Origin of the sequence: Paracoccus sp. R86501, assembly GCF_042466435.1 — a bacterium.
Taxonomy (GTDB): Bacteria; Pseudomonadota; Alphaproteobacteria; order Rhodobacterales; family Rhodobacteraceae; genus Paracoccus.
This window is the reverse complement of sequence record NZ_JAXHPZ010000005.1, coordinates 185104-203219: the sequence shown is the minus strand read 5'-3', so window position 1 is coordinate 203219 and position 18116 is coordinate 185104. Positions and strand designations below refer to the sequence as shown.

Genomic DNA, 18116 nt, shown 5'->3' with positions numbered 1-18116 from the left:
CGGCTTGTCGCCGCAGCCCGAAAATATCCCGCCGGCCTGTTTGCCGGGCGGCTGGTCTTGCTGCGCGAAGGCATCCGGCCAAAGGAACCACATCGATCTGAAGGAACAACCAATGCCCGATCTGCTGAAACGCCCGTATGGTACGCATGGCAAGGTTCACCAGATCACTCGGGCCTCTGCCGGGTGGCGCTATGTCGGCTTCGACCTGTGGCGGTTGCGCGCCAAAGAAACCGTGACCGATGTGACCGGCGATGACGAGGTGATCCTGGTCATGGTGGAAGGCAAGGCAAAGCTGAACGGTGCAGGGCAGGACTGGGGGGAACTGGGCGACCGGATGAATGTATTCCAGAAGACCGCCCCGCATTGCCTTTACCTGCCGAACGGGTCGGAATGGGCCGCGACGGCCACGACCGATTGCACCATCGCCGTCTGCAAGGCACCCGGGCACGGCAATCACGAAGCGCGCCGCATCGGTCCCGATGGCATCACGCTGACGCCGCGCGGCACCGGCAGCAACACGCGCCACATCAACAACATCGCGATGGAGAACGAGGATTACTGCGACTCGCTTCTGGTGACCGAGGTCTTCACCCCGGCCGGGAACTGGTCGTCCTATCCGTCGCACCGCCATGACGAGGATGATTTTCCGCGCATAACCTATCTTGAGGAAACATATTATCATCGCCTGAACCCAGCCCAAGGGTTCGGCATCCAGCGCGTCTATACCGCTGATCTGCAATTGAACGAGACGATGGCCGTTCACGACGGAGACGTCGTCTGTGTTCCGCGCGGCCACCATCCGTGCGGCGCGCCCCACGGGTTCGAGATGTATCACCTCAACGTCATGGCGGGTCCGCTGCGCAAGTGGCGGTTTGTCCCCGCGCCCGAGGTCGAATGGATCATGCAACAAGATGCCAAAAAACAGGATTGATGGGCAAAGGTCGGTCTGCGCGAAGGCTACGGCCTAAGACGCGGCTTTCAGACAGCGTTTCCGGTCGGACGCCACATCTGCAGCCTGCCGAACCGGATCGTGACGCGTTTCCCAAGGGGCACCGCGCGGGGAATTGTCGTGGGCCGATGGCGCGACCATAATGACCCCGGCAAGCACCACCCATCGTTCGAACTTGGCCCCGACCGTGCGTTTGCTATACCGCTTCGGGATAAAGTCCGCCGGTGCCGCAATGACGCTTATGCCCTGATCGTCATTGCGGATGTATCCCGACCAGGGAATTGTCAGCCATGAACACCAGTTCATAGCGGACGGATTCCTGCAAGGCCGGGATACCGGATTCACGGGAAGAACGGGAACAGGATCGGCAGCAGGATCATGCTGACGACGGTCGATACCAGAATCAGCGGCGGCCCGGCTTTGGCGTAATCCTTGAAGCTGTAGCCACCCGGACCCAGCACCATGACATCCGCCGGCATGCCGATGGGCGTGGCGTAGGCAAGCGATCCGCCAATGACGATCGCCATCAACAAGGCACGGGGATCGGTGCCGATGGTGGTCGAGATCGAAAGGCCGATCGGAACCAGCAGGGCCGTGGTGGCGGTATTCGATATGAAATTCGTCAAGGCGACCGCGATCAGGAAAATCGCCAGCATGATGACGAACATCGGGGTGTCGGGTCCCATCAGGCCAAGGACGGCGTTGGCAACCGACGTGCCGGCCCCGGTCGTGTCCATTGCCGTTGCCAGCGACAGGATGCCGCCGAACAGGAAGATCGTTCGCGCATCGATCGATTGATAGGCCTGTTTTTCGGTGACAACACCCAGCAAGACCAATGCGACAGCGCCGATGGCGCCCGTGACGTGCAGGCGGATGCCGATCTGGCTTTCGAAGACCATGCCCACGACGGTGACGATCACAACGGCCAGCGCCATGTTCTTCTTCCAGCGCGGCACATCGGGCTTTGACCCATCGCCGATGGCGACCGCTTGATTCTCACCTTCGACCTTATGGTCCGGCAAAAGCCTAAGGCCGATTGTGGCCGTGAACAGAATGCCTGCCAGCAGAATGGGCAGCCCGATATAGCCATATTCGAAGAACCCGAACCGCAGCCCCTGCGGTTCAAGTGCGGCCTGCGCGATCAGGTTGCCTGGTGCGCCGATCAGGCTGAGGTTTCCACCCATAGCCGCTGCAAAGACGATCGGCAGCAACAACCGCGAGCGAGCAAAGCCTGAGCGGGCGGCGATGCCGATGATAACCGGGATCAATACCGCCGCCGTCCCGGTATTCGACAGCAGGCCCGACATCAGGCCGGTGATCAGCATGATGGCCACCACCAATTGCCGTTCCGTCCGGGCGAACCTTGTGACAAGGCCGCCGATCTCGTTCGCCATGCCCGTCTGGAACAATGCGCCACCGATGATGAACATCGCGACGAACAGGATGACGTTGCTGTTGACGAAGCCCTCGAATGCTTCGGCGGGGCTTAGCACTCCGGTGATTGCAAGGGACAGGCAAACGATCATCGCCGTCAATGCCAGCGGGATACGTTCCCAGATGAACATGACGATGGCAAATAACAGCAGCAGAAGGGTAATGTTTGTCGGACTCATGGTTTCCTCCCAAAGTCGCGGGCGATCGGGGGACCGCACGTGTACAGAAGCCACCGGAGCAGTGGCGCAAACAGGCGTTGAATTGTCTGGGAACAGCCAGCCGGGCCCACCGGGGCATGGCGCCCATGCGTCTTTTGCCTAGGTGTTTGATCCCACGGTTTAATGGTGCGATCTTTTCTCAAGCTTGGAAGGAAGCATTATGGGACAAGTTCGTCACGGGAGCGCCACGACCACGTACGCCGTCAGAGCTGCAATCATGAGGGCTGGCCCGCCATCGGTCCGAGGGCCTGGCCCGAATGATCGCAAGCTTCGCTCGCGACGCTGAGCCGGGATCTTGGCATTAACCCGAAGACGGTTGCGAAATGGCGAAAGCGCCAGACGGTTGAGGATCTCAAGACCGGGCCGAAGGAGCCACGCTCGACGATCCTGACCGAGGCTGAGGAGGCGATGATCGTCGCTTTCCGACGGCACACGCTGCTGCCGCTGGACGACTGCCTCTATGCCCTGCAGCCATCCATCCCGCACCTGACACGCTCAGCGCTCCATCGGTGTCTTCAGCGCCACGGCATTTCTCGGCTGCCTGACGTGGAAGGCGACAAGCCGAAACGGCAGAAGTTCAAGCGCTACCCCATCGGCTTCCTTCACATCGACATCGCCGAAGTTCGGACCGCCGAAGGCAAGCTGTTTCTGTTCGTCGGCTTTGACCGCACGAGCAAATTTGCCGTGACCCAGCTGGTCGATAAGGCGGATAGGAAGACGGCCTGGGAGTTCCTGCAGCACATGCTCGAGGCTGTTCCGTATCAGTTCCACACCATTCTTACGGACAACGGAATTCAGTTCGCCGAGCAGCCCAGAAACCGCAACACCATCTACTCCCGGCCCATGCGCTTCGACATGATCTGCGAGGCCAATGGGATCGAGCACCGCCTCACGAAGCCAAACCACCCTTGGACGAATGGCCAAGTCGAGCGGATGAACCGCACGATCAAGGACGCGACCGTCAAACGCTTCCATTACGACGATCACCACCAACTCCGCACCCACCTGGCGGAATTCATGGCCGCATACAATTTCGCACGGCGGCTCAAGGCACTCGGAGGCCTTACGCCCTATGAATACATCTGCAAGATCTGGACATCCGAGCCAGACCAATTCATCCTAAATCCGATCCACCAGATGCCGGGACTGAACACCTAGCTTTGACGTTCTGCGCAAGGGCAAGGATATCGGCGATTACATCGTCACCTTCCGCGGCCAGGGCAATGACGTGACCGTCGATCTGAAGACCGACATCATGGTCAAGGTGCCGATCATCGGCGTCAGCGCCTATAGCTTTCGCCAGACCAGCACCGAGTCATGGCGCAATGGCCATCTGGCCGGGCTGACCTCGCGCAAGGATGATAACGGGACGCCGCATGACATCAAGGTCGGCGCGACCTCTCTGGTGCCGGCCAGCCTGTGGAACGCGGATCTGCTGGGATCGGCGCAGCTGCTGAACACCATCGATGGCAGCACCGATGCAATCCGGGTCAGCAATCTGGGCAATGAAAGCATCGCGACCGGATCGGGCGCCGTTCAGGCCACCCATTACGCGGTGCGCGGCGGGTTGGAGCGAGATCTGTGGTATGCCAACGGGTCGCTGGTGCATGTCCGCTTTTTCGCCGAGGACGGGTCGCAGGTCGATTACGTCTTGCGGTAAGAACGGCGATCATCCCGTGCGACAGACGGCGCGGTTCGATGATGGCACATCCCGATGGCCTCACAGGTCCAAGCCATCGGTGGACCGGCCTGCGCAGCGACGGACCTGCCGATCCGACCAACACCCTTCCGCCCGCAGGTACAAAGCGCAGGCGTGGCGGAACGAAAGGGTCGGTCGCAGGTTTGGATCTGCGAGAACACGGGCTGACGCTTTGCCGATCAGGCCCGAATGTGTGAAGGGGCTGTATTCATGGCGTTTCCAGACGGCATCCCGATGGCCCTGTCACGGCATCGCGCCCCACGATCAAAGGGACGTAACCACGATCGGCATCCCAACCCTGGCGCCCGAAGCTGGCATCCGTTGCGGCGGGACGTAACCCTGATGCGGTCTTTGCATCCGGCCCCACGCAAATTGCGGATCGTTTAGACGATGTCATGGGGAATCGGCTTTGGTGCCGAACGGATCGGGTTGGCTGCGTTCAGGTTTCCGCGCAGTGCCACAATATGCATGTTCGCCTTGCTGATCCTGATCGGGGTCAGCCTGCCGCACGTTTCGTTCGATGATGATATCAATCGGGCGTTTCTGTCGGACAGCCCTTTGTCGCAGGCGCAGCGCAGGTATCAGGCCCAGCAGTCCCCGCCCCTGAGCACGGTTCTGATCGATATCCGGTCGCCCGACGCGTTTGACGCAGGCGACATGACCCTGCTGCGCCACATGACCCGGGATCTGGAGGCGATCCACGGCGTGACTGCGGTCGCGTCCCCGTTCCGTCTCAGGTTCCCTCCCACGGCGGAAACGCCATCTGGCACACCCGTTTTCGGGCCGCAGATCGATGCGGCATTCCCGGACGCGCTTGGCCGTTTCGACGCGCTGGAGACCGGTCTGCCGACCTTGGTGAACGACCTGCGCACAGCGATGTTGATCAGCGTTTCGATCGACACCGGACAATCGGCACTTGGCGCGGCCGTGTCGGGCATCAAGGCCGAAGTGCAGGGCAGCCTGACGGATGGGCTTTCGGCCAACATCACCGGGGAAGATGTCATCAGCGCGGAAATCGTGTCGGGTTTGAAGGATGATCTGGTGGCCCTCAACCTGTGGGGGGCGCTGGTGATTGCCTTGGCCGCACTGGCGCTGTTGCGTGATGTGCGCATGGCTGTGCTGGCCGTGATACCTGCCATGTTCGGGGCGGCGGGTGTTCTGGCGCTGTCGGTCTGGCTTGGCTATTCCATCACCGTGCTCAGCAATGTCGTGCCGATCCTGCTGCTGGTCCTTGGGGTTGCGGATGGTGTGCATCTGGTTGGCCACCTGAAAGAAAGCCGTGACCTGCGCGAAACCCTGACGACCGTCGGACCGGCATGTGCCCTGACGGCGCTGACGACTGCGGTCGCCTTCGCCAGCATCATGGTGACCGATAACGCGCAACTGTTCGAATTCGCCGTCCTGGGTGCGATCGGGTCGATGCTGTCCTTTGGGATCGTCATCGTGACAATCGCGCTTCTGGGCCGTCGGATCACCCTGTCGGAAAAGCCCATTCCGCCGGTCACCCTGTCCATTGCCGAAAGATGTGTCAGGGCCGGGACATGGCGTCCGCGTGTCACGATTGCGATCTGCCTGCTTCTTCTGGCTGGCACTACCTTCGCCTTCACCCAGACAAAGCCGTGGTATCCGCTGTACCAGAACCTGCCCGATGACAGCCCCACCTTGTCGGCCAATGATGCAATTGCCAAAGATTTCGGCGGCGTCTTCCACATGATCCTCGAGACCGGCACGGATTGGGCGAAAACCCGCGCCCTGGTCGATCAGATCGAAGGGATAAGCCCGCCAAAAACCGTCCTGTCCGAGGTCAATCTGGCCCGCTGGCTGGGCCATCCCGACATGCGTCCCACTCAATCGGAACTGGACCGCTTGCCGCAGGAACTGACCACGCAATTGCGTGGTGACGCGGGCCAGTCCCGTGTTTTCGTGGCCGTCCCGGAACCGATGCGCAACAAACAGACGGCAAAGCAGTTCGACCGGCTTTACGACATGGCCCTTGCTGCCGGTGCGGACCACATTATCGGCCTGCCCACCATCATGCGGCAAGAGGCGGTAAACCTGATCAAACAGCTTTCGGCGGGGTTGGTCTTGGCGGCCTTGGGGGCGACATTGATCGTCGCCGTGGCCTTCCGGTCGTTCAGGCTGGTGCCGGTTCTGATCATTCCCAATGTCTTGCCCCTGATGATGACCGGGGCGTCGCTTCAACTTTGGGCTGACGGCCAGCTGACCCCGACCGCCGTCCTTGCGCTGACAATCTCCTTTGGCATCGCCATTGATGACACCGTCCATTTCCTCAGCCGCGTTTCGAATGCGCGGACCAAGGGGCAGACCGCGACACAGGCCGTGGACACGGCGGCCAGATCGGCGGGGCAGGTGATGGTCCTGACCACGTTGCTGCTGACCTTCGGCTTGTGCGTGACGCTGTTCAGCGGCTTTACCCCGATCCGTCTGTTCGGTGGCATGATGATTGTCACGCTTTGGGCGGCGCTGCTGATCGACCTGATGTTGTTGCCGGCATTGCTGACATGGCGCACCGCGGACCGCGACCAGATCGCCCGGGAGGCGGTGCCAAACGAGGCAGCGCGCCCCTGATGCCTGTTCAGCCGAGGAACCCGTGACCACCACCTAGGGTCAGCATTCATAACCCACAGATGACGGTTGTGAAGCCTGACCCTAGCGACGCAATGCTTCGGCCAGAAACCGGACGAAGATCAGGGTCAGGTTTTCACGCCGCGAAGAATCGGGCCAGACCGCATGCAGTTCGATGTCCTCAAGCCGCCAATCCGGCAAAAGCCGGACAAGCGTTCCATTGGCGACACCTCGTGCAGCCAGATTTTCCGGCAGGACGGATGCGCCCAGATCCTGAGTGGCAAAATGATAAAGCGCACCGGCGTTATCGACCTCGATCTGGGAACGACCTGTAACGCTTTCGATCTTGCCCTTGTCCGATGTCATTTCGATCGTGTCGGATCGCTGCCTGTATCTGATCCAGTCCCAATCCTCCAGATCGGCAGGGCGTGCGGGGACCGAACGCGCCCCTGCATATGCGGCCCCTGCCACCAGGGCGCGGGGAACGACATCCAGCTTGCGCGACATCATTGCGCTGTCCGACAGCGATCCCGCGCGGATGGCCAGATCGAAGCCGTTCTCGATGATCTCCATCCTTCGATCGCTGTAGAACAGCGACAGGGCGACATTCGGATAGCGTTTGATAAATGCCGCCATGGCGGACGAAACATCCGATACCGCCAGAAAAGCCGGAAGGGATATGCGAAGCGCGCCAACCGGATCCTGCGTGGCGGCGTTGATCTCATTCAAGCCCGCCTCGGCGCTGCGCAGCATCTCGGTCACGCGGGAATGCAGCGCCCGTCCCTCATGTGTCAGCGCCAGCTTGCGGGTCGTCCGATATAGTAAGGTCGCACCGATGTGGTTTTCCAGATCGGTGACCATCTGGCTGACCCGCGACGGCGCAACGCCGATATCCTGCGCCGCCGCGCGAAAGGACCCTTTGTCGGCGACCCGTGAAAAGACGGCCATATGCTTGAGATAGTCGATCACTGTTCTGTTTTCCAGAAGTATGAGGGCGCCATTCATAAGCTAAACAGAATGTCGGTGATGGGCTAGATCTTGATTCAGCAATGATGGAGCAAGCCGATGAACGCGCAGACGACGTTCGGGACAGATCAGGCAAGACGGTACCTTGCGACGCTGTTCAAGCATTTCGGGCATAAGGTCCCGGTGCAGCTGGACGGCGATCTTGGCTTGATCGAACTGCCGTTTGGTAAGTGCCGGCTGACTGCGGATGACACCGTGCTGCAGATCGAAGTATCGGCCGAAACGAAGAACGACCTCGACAAGGTGGCGCAGATCATCGTCAGCCATCTTGAACGTTTTGCCTTTCGCGAGAACCCGCGGATCGAATGGAACCAGGCGTCCGGTCCCACCAACGCGGCATGATCCCAAACCCCGATTGCAGCGGCTCGGGGGCGTTCCTGCCCCCAAGGCCAAACCCGGCCCCATGACCGAGTGAACACGTAAAAAACCGATATTCCAGCCCACTACGGGTGCCACCGAAAGGACCAGAAGATGAACCGCAGATCACTTATCCAAACCACGCTTGGCGCATCGCTGGCGATCATTCTTGGAACACAGGCAAAGGCGCAGAACATGGACGAACAAACCCAGGCTTCCTTCGATACCGTCATGGCGTTCATGGGCGCCATGGGGGCGGGCGATATGGACAAGATGGGCAGCCTGATGGCCGATGACATGGTCTGGCACAATGAAGGCGACAAGAGCCTGCCTTGGATCGGCGAGACCCGCGGCAAGCAAAACATCTTTGAATTCCTCGGGGTGTTCTCCGAAAATCTTCAGACCACCAAGTGGGAAAACACCGACGCCTTTGCCTCGGGTGATACCGTGGCGGTATTCGGTGTGATGAACGCCATCACCACGCAGTCGGGCCAGGAAACGGGCGACTTCACCTTCGCGCTGCGTGCCAAGGTGCGCGACGGTCAGGTCGTGCTGTGGCATTGGTTCGAAGACACCTTCGCCGTCAGCCAAGCCTATCACGGCTGATCCGCACATCATGGCATGGGCAATGTCGCCCACAGGCCGCAAGACCCCAAACCGAAGAAGGCGTGCGATATGATCTGTGCCGTTACTGCTGTCTCAGGCCACCTGGGGCGGGAAATCGCGTTGAAGCTGATGGACCGGCTTGGCGCAGGGCAGGTCGTTGGCCTTGCCCGCACGCCTGATCGTGCAAGCGACCTTGGCGTCGAGGTTCGCCCCGGTGATTATGACGAACCCGATCAGCTTGTCGCATCCTTGCAGGGCGTCGGCGCGCTGGTCCTTGTGTCGGGAATGGCCCCGCCCGACGACCGCATCCAGCAGCATCGCAATGTGATCGAGGCCGCCAAGGCTGCCGGCGTGCGCAAGATCATCTATACCAGCATTCAGGGTCCGGATACGGGCACGGCCTTTTCGCCCGTGGTTCAAAGCAATCGCCAGACCGAGGCGGATGTCCAAGCCAGCGGACCGGAATGGGCCATCGGCCGCAATGGCATCTATATCGAACCGGATGTCGAATATATCGACAGCTATCGCGCCACGGGCACGATCGCCAACAGCGCCGGGAATGGCCGTTGCGGCTATACCACCCGGTCAGAGCTGGCCCATGCCTATGCGGCCTTGGCGATACGCGAAGATCTGAACGGCCAGACGTTCGACCTGAACGGCACGCCCATCACGCAAATGCAGTTGGCCCTGTATCTGAACAAGGCCTTTGGGACCGATCTAAGCTATCGCGCCATGAAATCGGCGGATTTCGTCGCGGATCGCACCGCTGAACTTGGGGCATTCATCGGGCCGATCATCGGCGGGATCTATGACGGAATTCGCCATGGCGCCTATGATCGCCCCGGCGACTTCGAGGCTGTCACCGGGCGCCCCCACCAAAGCTGGGACGACTATTTCGCTGACCTGGCAGGTTGAAATTGCCGCCATCCCGTGTCGCCACCGATTGATCGGAGAAGCTCCCATGCCCCTGCCGAAAGCCATCTGGGATCACCCCTATACCTTCTGGGCGCTGCTTTGCCTTCCTGCCATCCCCATGATTGTGGGGCTGACCTCGGGGGGGCCGGACGCCCTAAGCAATGTTCTGCATCCCTCAGGCGAATTTGCCGCGCGGTTCATGATCGTCGCCATGATGATCACGCCCCTGATGATGCTGTTCAGAAACGCCGGATGGCCGCGTTGGCTGATGAAGCGGCGGCGTTACCTGGGGGTGGCCGCGTTCTTTTACGCCCTTGCCCATACCGTGCTTTATCTTGGTGATATGGGCGTCGTCGCCTTGACCGGGGCCGAACTGTCCAGGCTGTCTATCTGGACGGGGTGGCTGGCGTTTCTGATCTTCGTGCCATTGGCCATAACCTCGACCGATGGATGGGTCCGCAGGCTTGGCCGAAGGTGGAAAGCCCTGCAGAAATTCATCTATGCCGCTGCCGTGCTGACCCTTGTCCATTGGGCCGCGCTGCACGATTGGGGCGGGATCGGCGCTGCGATGGTGCATTTCCTGCCGCTGGCGCTTCTGGAGACCTATCGTCTCTGGTCAACCCAAACACGGCGCCACCGCCGTGCCGTCGATTTGTCCTCCCAAAAGACCCGCCAGACGTTCCAATAGCCCATATTTTTCAGCCCTGCGGCAGCACCAGCACGGCCCTGAAATCATTTACATTCGTCAGGGTCGGGCCGGTCACGATGGATCCGTCGATCGCCCCGAAGAAACTGTGGGCGTCGTTGTTTGCCAGCGCAGCTTGTGCATCGATGCCACGCTGCCTTGCCTCTTCAAGTGTCGCAGGGCCGGCATAGGCTCCGGCCACTTCCGCCGCTCCGTCAACGCCATCGGTATCGCAGGCCAACACATGTACACCCCTCTGGCCATTCAAGGCGATGGCGGCGGCAAGCGCGTATTCCGCATTCGGACCACCGATCCCGTCACCCTGCCGGGTCACCGTGCATTCGCCACCCGATAGAAGGACGATCGGACGGCCCAGCCTTGCGGCCTCGGCCCGCAGATCCAGTCCCATCGCCGCATGTTCCGCACCCAGCATCCGCGCCTCGCCTTCCAGCGCATCCCCCAGAATGTGCGTCTCGATGCCTGCGGCCCTTGCCGCCTGCGCGGCAGCATCCAGCGACTGTGACGGGGCTGCAATGATCCGCGTGTTCGCGCGGCTCAATCGGGGATCGTCGGGGGGCAGGACCGATGATCTGCGTTCCAGCACGACACGCACCGCCGCCGGCATCGAAATCCGCCGGTTGTTCAGGATCGCCAAGGCGTCCTTGGCCGTCGATGCCTCGCCCACCGTGGGCCCCGAGGCGATCGCTGCCAGATCGTCGCCCGGCACATCGGCAATCAGCAGCGTCAGCAGGCGCGCGGGATGGCAGGCTGCGGCCAGCTGACCGCCCTTGACGCGGCTAAGGTGCTTGCGCACCACGTTCATCTCGCCGATCGGCGCCCCGGATGCCAAAAGCGCCTGATTGACCGCGATCTTGTCATCCAGCGTCAGCCCGTCGGCGGGCGCGCACAGCAGGGCCGATCCGCCACCCGAAATCAGGGCCAGCACCAGATCGTCGGGACCAAGGCCGGACACAAGACCCAGCATGCGCCGAGTTGCCGCCTCGCCCGCGGCGTCGGGGACTGGATGGGCCGCCTCGACGATTTCAATCCCCTTGCACGGCCTGCCATAGCCATAGCGCGTGATGACCAGACCCTCGCATGGTCCGTAATGCGCCTCGACCGCCTCGGCCATGCGCGCGCTGGCCTTGCCCGCGCCGATCACCACCAGACGACCCTTGGGCAGCGGGGGCAGATGGGCGGCCACCACCCGCATGGGATCGGCCACCGCGACGGCGTGATCGAACAGCTGTGTCAGGAAACGGCGCGGATCGGATAGGTCGGCTTTCATGTCCATTGATCAACCCAACCAGGACGCATAATCGCTGACCAGCAGATGGGCAGGGGTGGTGTCCTCGTCGATCGTGGCGAAACGACCAATGGGATCGCGGAAGATATTGTCGGTTTCATCGTCGTTGACTGTGCTGACCTCGCCGATCAGCACATCGCCGCCCTCGCCCCAAAAGGCATGCCAGTCGCCGGGGCGCAGGGTCACGCTTTCACCGGGGGCAAGGCGCAGTTTTTCACCGGGCGCGAAATCGCGCCGGATGCCGTCGCACCAGACCGTGCCGCCGCGATCCTCGGCGAAGGCGCCATTGTCGTCCGAACCGAACAGTTCGACCACCAGCGTTGCGCTGCCACGGTTGATGATGTCTTCGGCCTTCAGCGCATGGGTATGCATCGGGCTGATCTGATCCCGCCGTGAAATCAGCAGCTTTTCGGCATAGCACATGCCGCCGCCTTTCTGCAGATCCGACAACAGGCCGTTGCGCAGGGTGAACAGGAACAGCCCCATCCCCTGAAAATCGCCCGCGCCATAATCGGTGATGTCCCATCCGCAACGCGTGTCGATCAGATGGCGCGCCGTATCCGCCTTGGCCCTGAATTCCTCGGGCGTCCAATAGGCGAAAGGCGGCAGGGCAAATCCGTGGCGCCGGATCATGTCATCTGCCGACAAAAGGATATCGTTGATTTCCGAACGTTTCATGCGGGCTGTCTTTCGCCGGTCAGGAATTCGATCACCATGGCAGCGGTCCATGTAAAGCTGCCGCCGCCACAGCCTTCGCCGGTGATGGGGTCGTAATATTCGGCAAATCCACCTTGATCGATCAGGCGCAGACTGTCGGACACGATGCGTTCGACCACCGCCGTCTGGCCCGCCGCGGCAAGGCCGTCGGCAATCATATAGTTGACGATCAGCCAGATCGGCCCGCGCCAATAGCGTTTGCCGTCATATTCCGGCGCCGAAGGATCATGGCTGGGCACAAGGAAGGGCAGCTTTTCGGCAAGGGTCGCGATGCGCTGTGCAATGGCTGCGGCACGCGGCTGCGGGATGGCCGCGAAGGCCGCCAGCAGACCGCCGATGGACGGGCTTGGCACCAAAGCATCGATGGCACGGTCAAAGCAGAGATACTGGCCATGTGTATCGCTCCACAGCGTTTCCATGGCCGCGATGCCTTTGTCCGCCTGCATTTGGGCGCGGGCGGCAATGTCCGGCATGTCCAGCGCGTGGGCCAGCCAGGCCAGATCGGCACAAGCCCGGATCAGGATCGCGTTGAAGCCCGGATCGACCACGCGGAAGGGCGAGGCGTCGTGCAGTTTGGTATTGTCCCAGCCCATGTCGCGGAAGTGCTGCACCAGCCAGATGAAGCGGTTGTATTGATCGTCGGTAGGGCGATGGGCGGGGTTGGCATGCTGGGTGTCGCGGCGGGTAAAGGGCTCGACGCCCTCGGTCGGCACACGGTCAAGGGCTGCGTCCCAGTCCACCGAGTTGTCGCGACCCGATTCCCACGGATGGATGATGGCCACAAGCCCGGTGCCCTGCGGGTCACGGCAGCGGAAGAACCAGTCGTGCCAGGCGGCGATCTTGGGCAGCAGGGCGCGGGCGCGACTGCGGGCCATGTCGCTGTCGCGGGCGCGTTGGAACAGACGCCGCACGGCAAAGCCTGCGACCGCGGGCTGGGTGATGCCGGTGGTGGGCACCTTGCGGCCGGTCTGCCAGACGCCGGGGCCGGGGAAATAGCCGTCGTCGAATTCATGGAAGATGATATGCGGCACCATGCCGTCGTCCCATTGATGGTCGAACAGCGTCTCGATTTCGGTCCAGGCGCGGGCCTCGTCGAAATGGCCGAAGCCGATGGCACTCAGGCAGCTGTCCCAGTTCCATTGGAACGGATAGAGACCCTGCGTCGGCACGGTATAGGTGCCGCGGTCGTTCTGCGCCAGAATGGCGCGGGCGGCGGTGATCATTGTGTCGGACATGAAGGACCTCAGGCAACGGCAAGGGTGGATTGGGGGTCGAACCAGCGCACGCGGTCGGGCTGGGGGGCAAGGGTCAGGATATCGCCGACCTTCACGGTCAGATCGCTGTCCAGAACGGCACGGATCATCGTGCCGTTGACATCGCAGGTGACCAGCAGATGCGCGCCAAGCGGTTCGACCAGCTTGACGCGCGCCTTCAGCCCGTGATCGGCAAGGCGCATGTCTTCGGGACGGATGGCGAATTGCAGCGGCGTGGCGGCGCTGACCGGACCGTCGATCGTTTCGCCCGCCACCTTCCACTTGCCGCTTCCGGCGGGCTCGGCGCGCAGGAAGTTCATCGGCGGGTTGCCGATGAACGAGGCGACGAAATGCGCGGCGGGGTTGCGATAGACCTCGATGGGCGAGGCTGCCTGCACGATCTTGCCCTGGTGCATGACGCTGATCCGGTCGGCAAGGCTCATGGCCTCGACCTGATCGTGGGTGACATAGATGGCGGTGGTCTTGCTGTCGGCCAGCACGCCCTTCAGTTCCGCCCGCATTTCCAGCCGCAGCAGCGCATCGAGGTTGGACAGGGGTTCGTCCATCAGGATCACGTCCGGCTCCATTGCCAGGGCGCGGGCCACGGCGACGCGTTGTCGCTGACCTCCGGACAGTTCGCCTGAATACCGCTTGAGCAGCTGTTCGATATGCATCAGCGATGCGACGCGTTCGACGCGGCGGGTGACCTCGTCCTTGGCGACCTTTGCCATCCGCAAACCGAAGCCGATGTTCTCGAAGACCGTCAGATGCGGAAAGACGGCATAGTTCTGGAAAACCATCGCGATGCCCCGGTCCTTGGGCGCCAGGTGATCGACGCGGCGCCCGCCGATCCAGACCTCTCCGGTCGTGGCGGTTTCCAGCCCGGCGATGATGCGCAGCAGCGTGGTCTTGCCGCAGCCCGATGCGCCCAGCAGGACCATGAATTCCTGGTCCGCGATGGTCAGGTTGATGTCGTGCAGGGCCTGATATGCCCCGAAGGTCTTGGCGACATTCTTGATCTGGATTTCGGCCATTGACTTGGCTCCTTTCGAATACGCCCCGCCTCAGCGGTTGGCGATGCCCCACATGGCGAACAGGTATTTGCGGACGGCAAAGATGAAGATCAGCGCCGGCACGACCAGGATGAAGCCGCCCGCGAACTTCAGATGCAGCGGGCTTTCCGCCAGGCTCTGCAGCAGGAAGGCCGGCAGGGTGCGGTTCTCGATGGTCAGGACGGCGGCGGCGAAGACCTCGTTCCACGAGATCACGAAGGCGAAGATCGCGGATGCGGTGATGCCCGGCAGGATCAGCGGCAGGACGACCTTGGTGAAGGCGCCAAGGCGCGTGCAGCCAAGCGTCCATGCGGCTTCCTCCAGCTCGATCGGGATGCCCGAAAACAGCGAGAAGGTGATCAGCACCGCAAAGGGGATGGCCAGCGTGGTATGCACAAGCGCCAGACCGAAGGCGGTGTCGTCCAGACCGACGCGGATGAACAGCACCGCCAGCGGCAGCGCCAGAAGCGGCAGCGGAAAGGCGCGGGTCAGCAGGATCAGCATGCGGAACAGCTCCTTCCCGCGGAAATCGAAGCGCGACAGGGCATAGCCCGCGGGGGCGCCGATCAGGATCGACATGATCATCGTCAGCACCGCGACCAGAACCGAATTGTAAAGCGCATCGATCATGCCCTGAAAGCCCGCGAAGAACCTGAGGCTGCCGAAGTCGAACTCGGGGACCAGAGATTTCGGAAAGCTGTTCACCGTCTCGGGCGAGGACAGCGTGTTGATGAACAGGAAGTACAGCGGAACCAGCACCCAGGCACAGAGCAGGATGACGGATGCGACATAAAGCCAGCGTCCGCTGCGACGGGCATCGATCAGGGGCGCGTCGGTGGCGGCGGTCATATCGTTGCTCCTTTCGGGACGCGCAGCGCGCGCAGAATGACAAGCGTCGAGGCGATCGAGATGGCGAGGATGATCAGGGCAAGGGCCGCTGCGGCGCCGCTGTTGGACAGGTCGAACTGATAGGAATAGGTCTCGCCCATCAGCACCGGGAACAGCGTGCCACCAAGGGCCGCGACGACGGCGAAGACCTCGAATGCCAGGATGACCCGCAGCACCAGCGCGGTCTGCAGCGACGGACGCAGCAGCGGCAGCGTGATCTTCAGGAACCGCTTCCACGGCGATGCGCCAAAGACCTCGGCGGCTTCATAGTATTCCTTGGGGATCAGACCGATGCCCGCTACAAGGATCACCAGCATGATGGCCGTGGCGCGCCAGATCTCGGCCAGGGCGATGGCGATGAAGACCATCGTCATGTTCTGATACGAAATGAAGTTCATCGGCGCATCGATGAAGCCCAGCCCGTGCATCATCGAATTGAGGAAGCCGGACTGTTCGAAGATCGCCAGCCAGATGATGCCCGCCGCCAGGTCCGAGATGCCGAGGGGGATCGTCCAGACGTAAAGGACAAGATCGCGCCCTTTCTTCATCTTGGTGACCATCGTCGCCATCAGCAGCGACAGGGCCAGCTGGACGGGCACCACGACGGCGGCAAGCAGCAGCGTGTTCCACAGCGAGATCGAGAACTTCCAGTGGCTGACCACATCGCGGAAGTTCTCAAGCGACCACCCCGTGTCGGAACCGAAGGCCTGCTGGGCGACCAGCACGAAGGGATAGAGGAAGAAGATGCACAGGAAGACCGTCACCGGCAGGATCAGGACATAGGGAAGCAGTCGCGCGTTCATCGCATCGCTCCGATCAAAATGGGGGGTGGGGGTGCCCGGACCGCGAAGGATCCGGGCAGGTCCGCGTCAGAGACGAGCGGGGAGGATCACTCGACCGGGCACGGGCCGTCAGAGGCCGCATCAGGCGCCCAGCAAGGCGCGCCGGTTTCCTGCATGATGTCGTTCAGGCGTATCTTCTGGTCGTCCAGCACGGCACGGATCGGCTGGCGTGCCAGAACGATACGCTCGAAGGTGTCGACGAAGATGCGGTCGAATTCGCCGCCCTGATCGCCAAGACCGGCGGGCAGAAGTCCGGGATTGGCGTCCTCGGCGGCGCTCATCGTTGCGATGGCGGCGCCGGTGGCCTTCACGGCGGGCGGCAGATCATCGGGCAGTTCCACATCGACCACCGGGAAGAAGTTGGTGGCGCGCAGGGTGGCGATCTGGGTTTCCGGCTGCATCATGTAGTCGAGAACGGCCTTCGATGCTTCCATGTCGGCAGCGGTCGAGGGGATGGCCAACCCGGCCAGAACTGGCATGAAACCCCGCCCGGTCGGACCGGCGGGTGCCGGGAAGGCGACGAAATCGTCGGGCCGGTCATTGAAGGCCTGCGCCAGGCGCGAGGTGTGGTCGAAGACGATCCATGCGTCATCCGACAGCAATTGTTCCTGCATGAACGAGAAGTTCGTCGAGGCTGGATTGGTGTGATCCCACAGCTTCAGGAACTTCTGCCATGCCGTTTCGGCCTCGGCCGAGGCGAAGGTGCGCACCACGCCGTCGGTGTAGGAGGGATAGAGATAGCCCTGGAAGAACCGGTGCTTCAGCCCCTTCGGGCCTGCCGGAAAGCCGAACAGCGGGCGTCCTTCGCCTTCCTGCACATTCGCCGACCATTCGATCAGCTGGTCATAGGTCAGCGCATCGATATCGGCGCCTTCGGGCAGATAGGGCAGCGCCTTCTTGTTGGCGGCCATCACATAGCTTGCCTGCATCCATGGGATGTATTTCATCCCGTCGGTGCCCAGCTTGGACAGTTCATTGAAGGTCTCGCTGGAGGCGGAAAGGCCCAGATCGTCCAATGGGGCCAGCATCGCGGGGTCCAGCGCTGCGAAATCGCCATGCAGCGACCCAAGCAGGCCGATCGTGCCCGTGCCAGCCTGGCTTTCGGCCTGAAGACGGGTCAACCAAGGTCCGGTTTCATTGGGCTGATAATCGACCGCGACATCCGAGCCGGACAGCACCACCTCGCGCATGGCCTGCGCTTCTTCTGCGGGGCGGGCTTGTGTTGAACCAGAAAAGCACATCCGCCTGCGCCGCAACGGCCGAGCAGATGATGGCGATGCCGGACACGGCGCCCGCGAGTTCGAAACGTAGTGACATGGTTTCCTCCCAGTATGAACGGTCGGGGCAGACCTCCTCGTCTGGTCCCGTCGGAACTTGGCCGCACTGTTGAGATGCCGATGCACCAGCGGCTCTGATTGAAGTGAGAGGGTCGGGATCTGATGCCAACTCGCTCAACCTGTCCCAAGTATGATATAACGATATATCTTGGGTCAAGATAATTTTGTTCAATGGCAACTTGGACTTCCAAGGCCGACTGCGATAAGTCTCCACGACATAGGCATCTCGCAGCGCAAACGATCTAT

The 18116-nt window shown here is 61.9% G+C and carries 16 protein-coding genes and 1 pseudogene; 8 read left to right on the top strand and 9 right to left on the bottom strand.

Annotation, left to right across the window (positions count from 1 at the left end):
• Positions 1-112: 112 nt before the first annotated feature.
• Positions 113-931: a 5-deoxy-glucuronate isomerase gene (iolB, locus tag SJY40_RS16980; RefSeq protein ID WP_378949561.1), complete on the top strand. Its 819-nt coding sequence runs from the start codon at positions 113-115 to the stop codon at positions 929-931.
• Positions 932-1290: 359 nt separating this feature from the next.
• Here iolB and SJY40_RS16975 read toward each other — a convergent pair whose 3' ends face one another.
• Positions 1291-2562: an SLC13 family permease gene (locus SJY40_RS16975; RefSeq protein WP_378949558.1), complete on the bottom strand. Its 1272-nt coding sequence runs from the start codon at positions 2560-2562 to the stop codon at positions 1291-1293.
• A 199-nt stretch (positions 2563-2761) separates the two neighbouring features.
• On the opposite strand from SJY40_RS16975, the pseudogene SJY40_RS16970 reads away from it, so the two are divergent.
• The 3 genes and pseudogenes from SJY40_RS16970 (at position 2762) to SJY40_RS16960 (ending at position 6889) form a co-directional block, all read left to right on the top strand.
• Positions 2762-3759, top strand: a pseudogene (locus tag SJY40_RS16970) (IS481 family transposase).
• A 10-nt stretch (positions 3760-3769) separates the two neighbouring features.
• Positions 3770-4261 (top strand): DUF6134 family protein, encoded by a 492-nt coding sequence (locus tag SJY40_RS16965; protein ID WP_378949630.1) that lies wholly within the window; start codon positions 3770-3772, stop codon positions 4259-4261.
• A 507-nt stretch (positions 4262-4768) separates the two neighbouring features.
• Positions 4769-6889 carry an RND family transporter gene (locus tag SJY40_RS16960; RefSeq protein ID WP_378949555.1) on the top strand — a complete coding sequence of 707 codons (2121 nt, stop codon included), beginning with the start codon at positions 4769-4771 and terminating at the stop codon, positions 6887-6889.
• Positions 6890-6970: 81 nt separating this feature from the next.
• On the opposite strand, the gene SJY40_RS16955 is transcribed toward SJY40_RS16960, so the two are convergent.
• Positions 6971-7855 (bottom strand): LysR family transcriptional regulator, encoded by an 885-nt coding sequence (locus SJY40_RS16955; protein ID WP_378949552.1) that lies wholly within the window; start codon positions 7853-7855, stop codon positions 6971-6973.
• Positions 7856-7951: 96 nt separating this feature from the next.
• Here SJY40_RS16955 and SJY40_RS16950 point away from each other — a divergent pair, with 96 nt between their 5' ends.
• The 4 genes from SJY40_RS16950 to SJY40_RS16935 all read left to right on the top strand — a co-directional run bounded on the left by SJY40_RS16950 (position 7952) and on the right by SJY40_RS16935 (position 10478).
• The gene (locus tag SJY40_RS16950) at positions 7952-8254 is read left to right on the top strand and encodes a DUF2218 domain-containing protein (RefSeq protein ID WP_378949550.1); all 303 of its coding nucleotides are present in this window, start codon (positions 7952-7954) and stop codon (positions 8252-8254) included.
• A gap of 129 nt (positions 8255-8383) precedes the next feature.
• Positions 8384-8875: a nuclear transport factor 2 family protein gene (locus SJY40_RS16945; protein WP_378949547.1), complete on the top strand. Its 492-nt coding sequence runs from the start codon at positions 8384-8386 to the stop codon at positions 8873-8875.
• Positions 8876-8944: 69 nt separating this feature from the next.
• The gene (locus SJY40_RS16940) at positions 8945-9790 is read left to right on the top strand and encodes an NAD(P)H-binding protein (RefSeq protein WP_378949544.1); all 846 of its coding nucleotides are present in this window, start codon (positions 8945-8947) and stop codon (positions 9788-9790) included.
• 46 nt (positions 9791-9836) lie between these two features.
• Entirely contained in the window at positions 9837-10478 is a 642-nt protein-coding gene (locus SJY40_RS16935) for a sulfite oxidase heme-binding subunit YedZ (protein ID WP_378949541.1), read from the top strand.
• Between the two features lie 10 nt (positions 10479-10488).
• Here SJY40_RS16935 and SJY40_RS16930 read toward each other — a convergent pair whose 3' ends face one another.
• The 7 genes from SJY40_RS16930 to SJY40_RS16900 all read right to left on the bottom strand — a co-directional run bounded on the left by SJY40_RS16930 (position 10489) and on the right by SJY40_RS16900 (position 17723).
• A complete protein-coding gene (locus SJY40_RS16930) occupies positions 10489-11763 on the bottom strand; it encodes a glycerate kinase (RefSeq protein ID WP_378949538.1) in 1275 nt (424 codons plus the stop codon).
• A 9-nt stretch (positions 11764-11772) separates the two neighbouring features.
• Positions 11773-12459 (bottom strand): D-lyxose/D-mannose family sugar isomerase, encoded by a 687-nt coding sequence (locus tag SJY40_RS16925; RefSeq protein WP_378949535.1) that lies wholly within the window; start codon positions 12457-12459, stop codon positions 11773-11775.
• Positions 12456-13733 carry a hypothetical protein gene (locus SJY40_RS16920; protein ID WP_378949532.1) on the bottom strand — a complete coding sequence of 426 codons (1278 nt, stop codon included), beginning with the start codon at positions 13731-13733 and terminating at the stop codon, positions 12456-12458. Before SJY40_RS16920 ends, SJY40_RS16925 begins: the two co-directional genes overlap by 4 nt.
• Before the next feature lie 8 nt (positions 13734-13741).
• A complete protein-coding gene (locus SJY40_RS16915; RefSeq protein WP_378949529.1) occupies positions 13742-14785 on the bottom strand; it encodes an ABC transporter ATP-binding protein in 1044 nt (347 codons plus the stop codon).
• 30 nt (positions 14786-14815) lie between these two features.
• Positions 14816-15652 (bottom strand): carbohydrate ABC transporter permease, encoded by an 837-nt coding sequence (locus SJY40_RS16910; RefSeq protein WP_378949526.1) that lies wholly within the window; start codon positions 15650-15652, stop codon positions 14816-14818.
• The gene (locus SJY40_RS16905) at positions 15649-16494 is read right to left on the bottom strand and encodes a carbohydrate ABC transporter permease (RefSeq protein WP_378949523.1); all 846 of its coding nucleotides are present in this window, start codon (positions 16492-16494) and stop codon (positions 15649-15651) included. The genes SJY40_RS16910 and SJY40_RS16905 overlap by 4 nt, the downstream gene beginning before the upstream one ends.
• Before the next feature lie 86 nt (positions 16495-16580).
• Positions 16581-17723 (bottom strand): ABC transporter substrate-binding protein, encoded by a 1143-nt coding sequence (locus SJY40_RS16900; RefSeq protein ID WP_378949520.1) that lies wholly within the window; start codon positions 17721-17723, stop codon positions 16581-16583.
• Between the last annotated feature and the right edge of the window lie 393 nt (positions 17724-18116).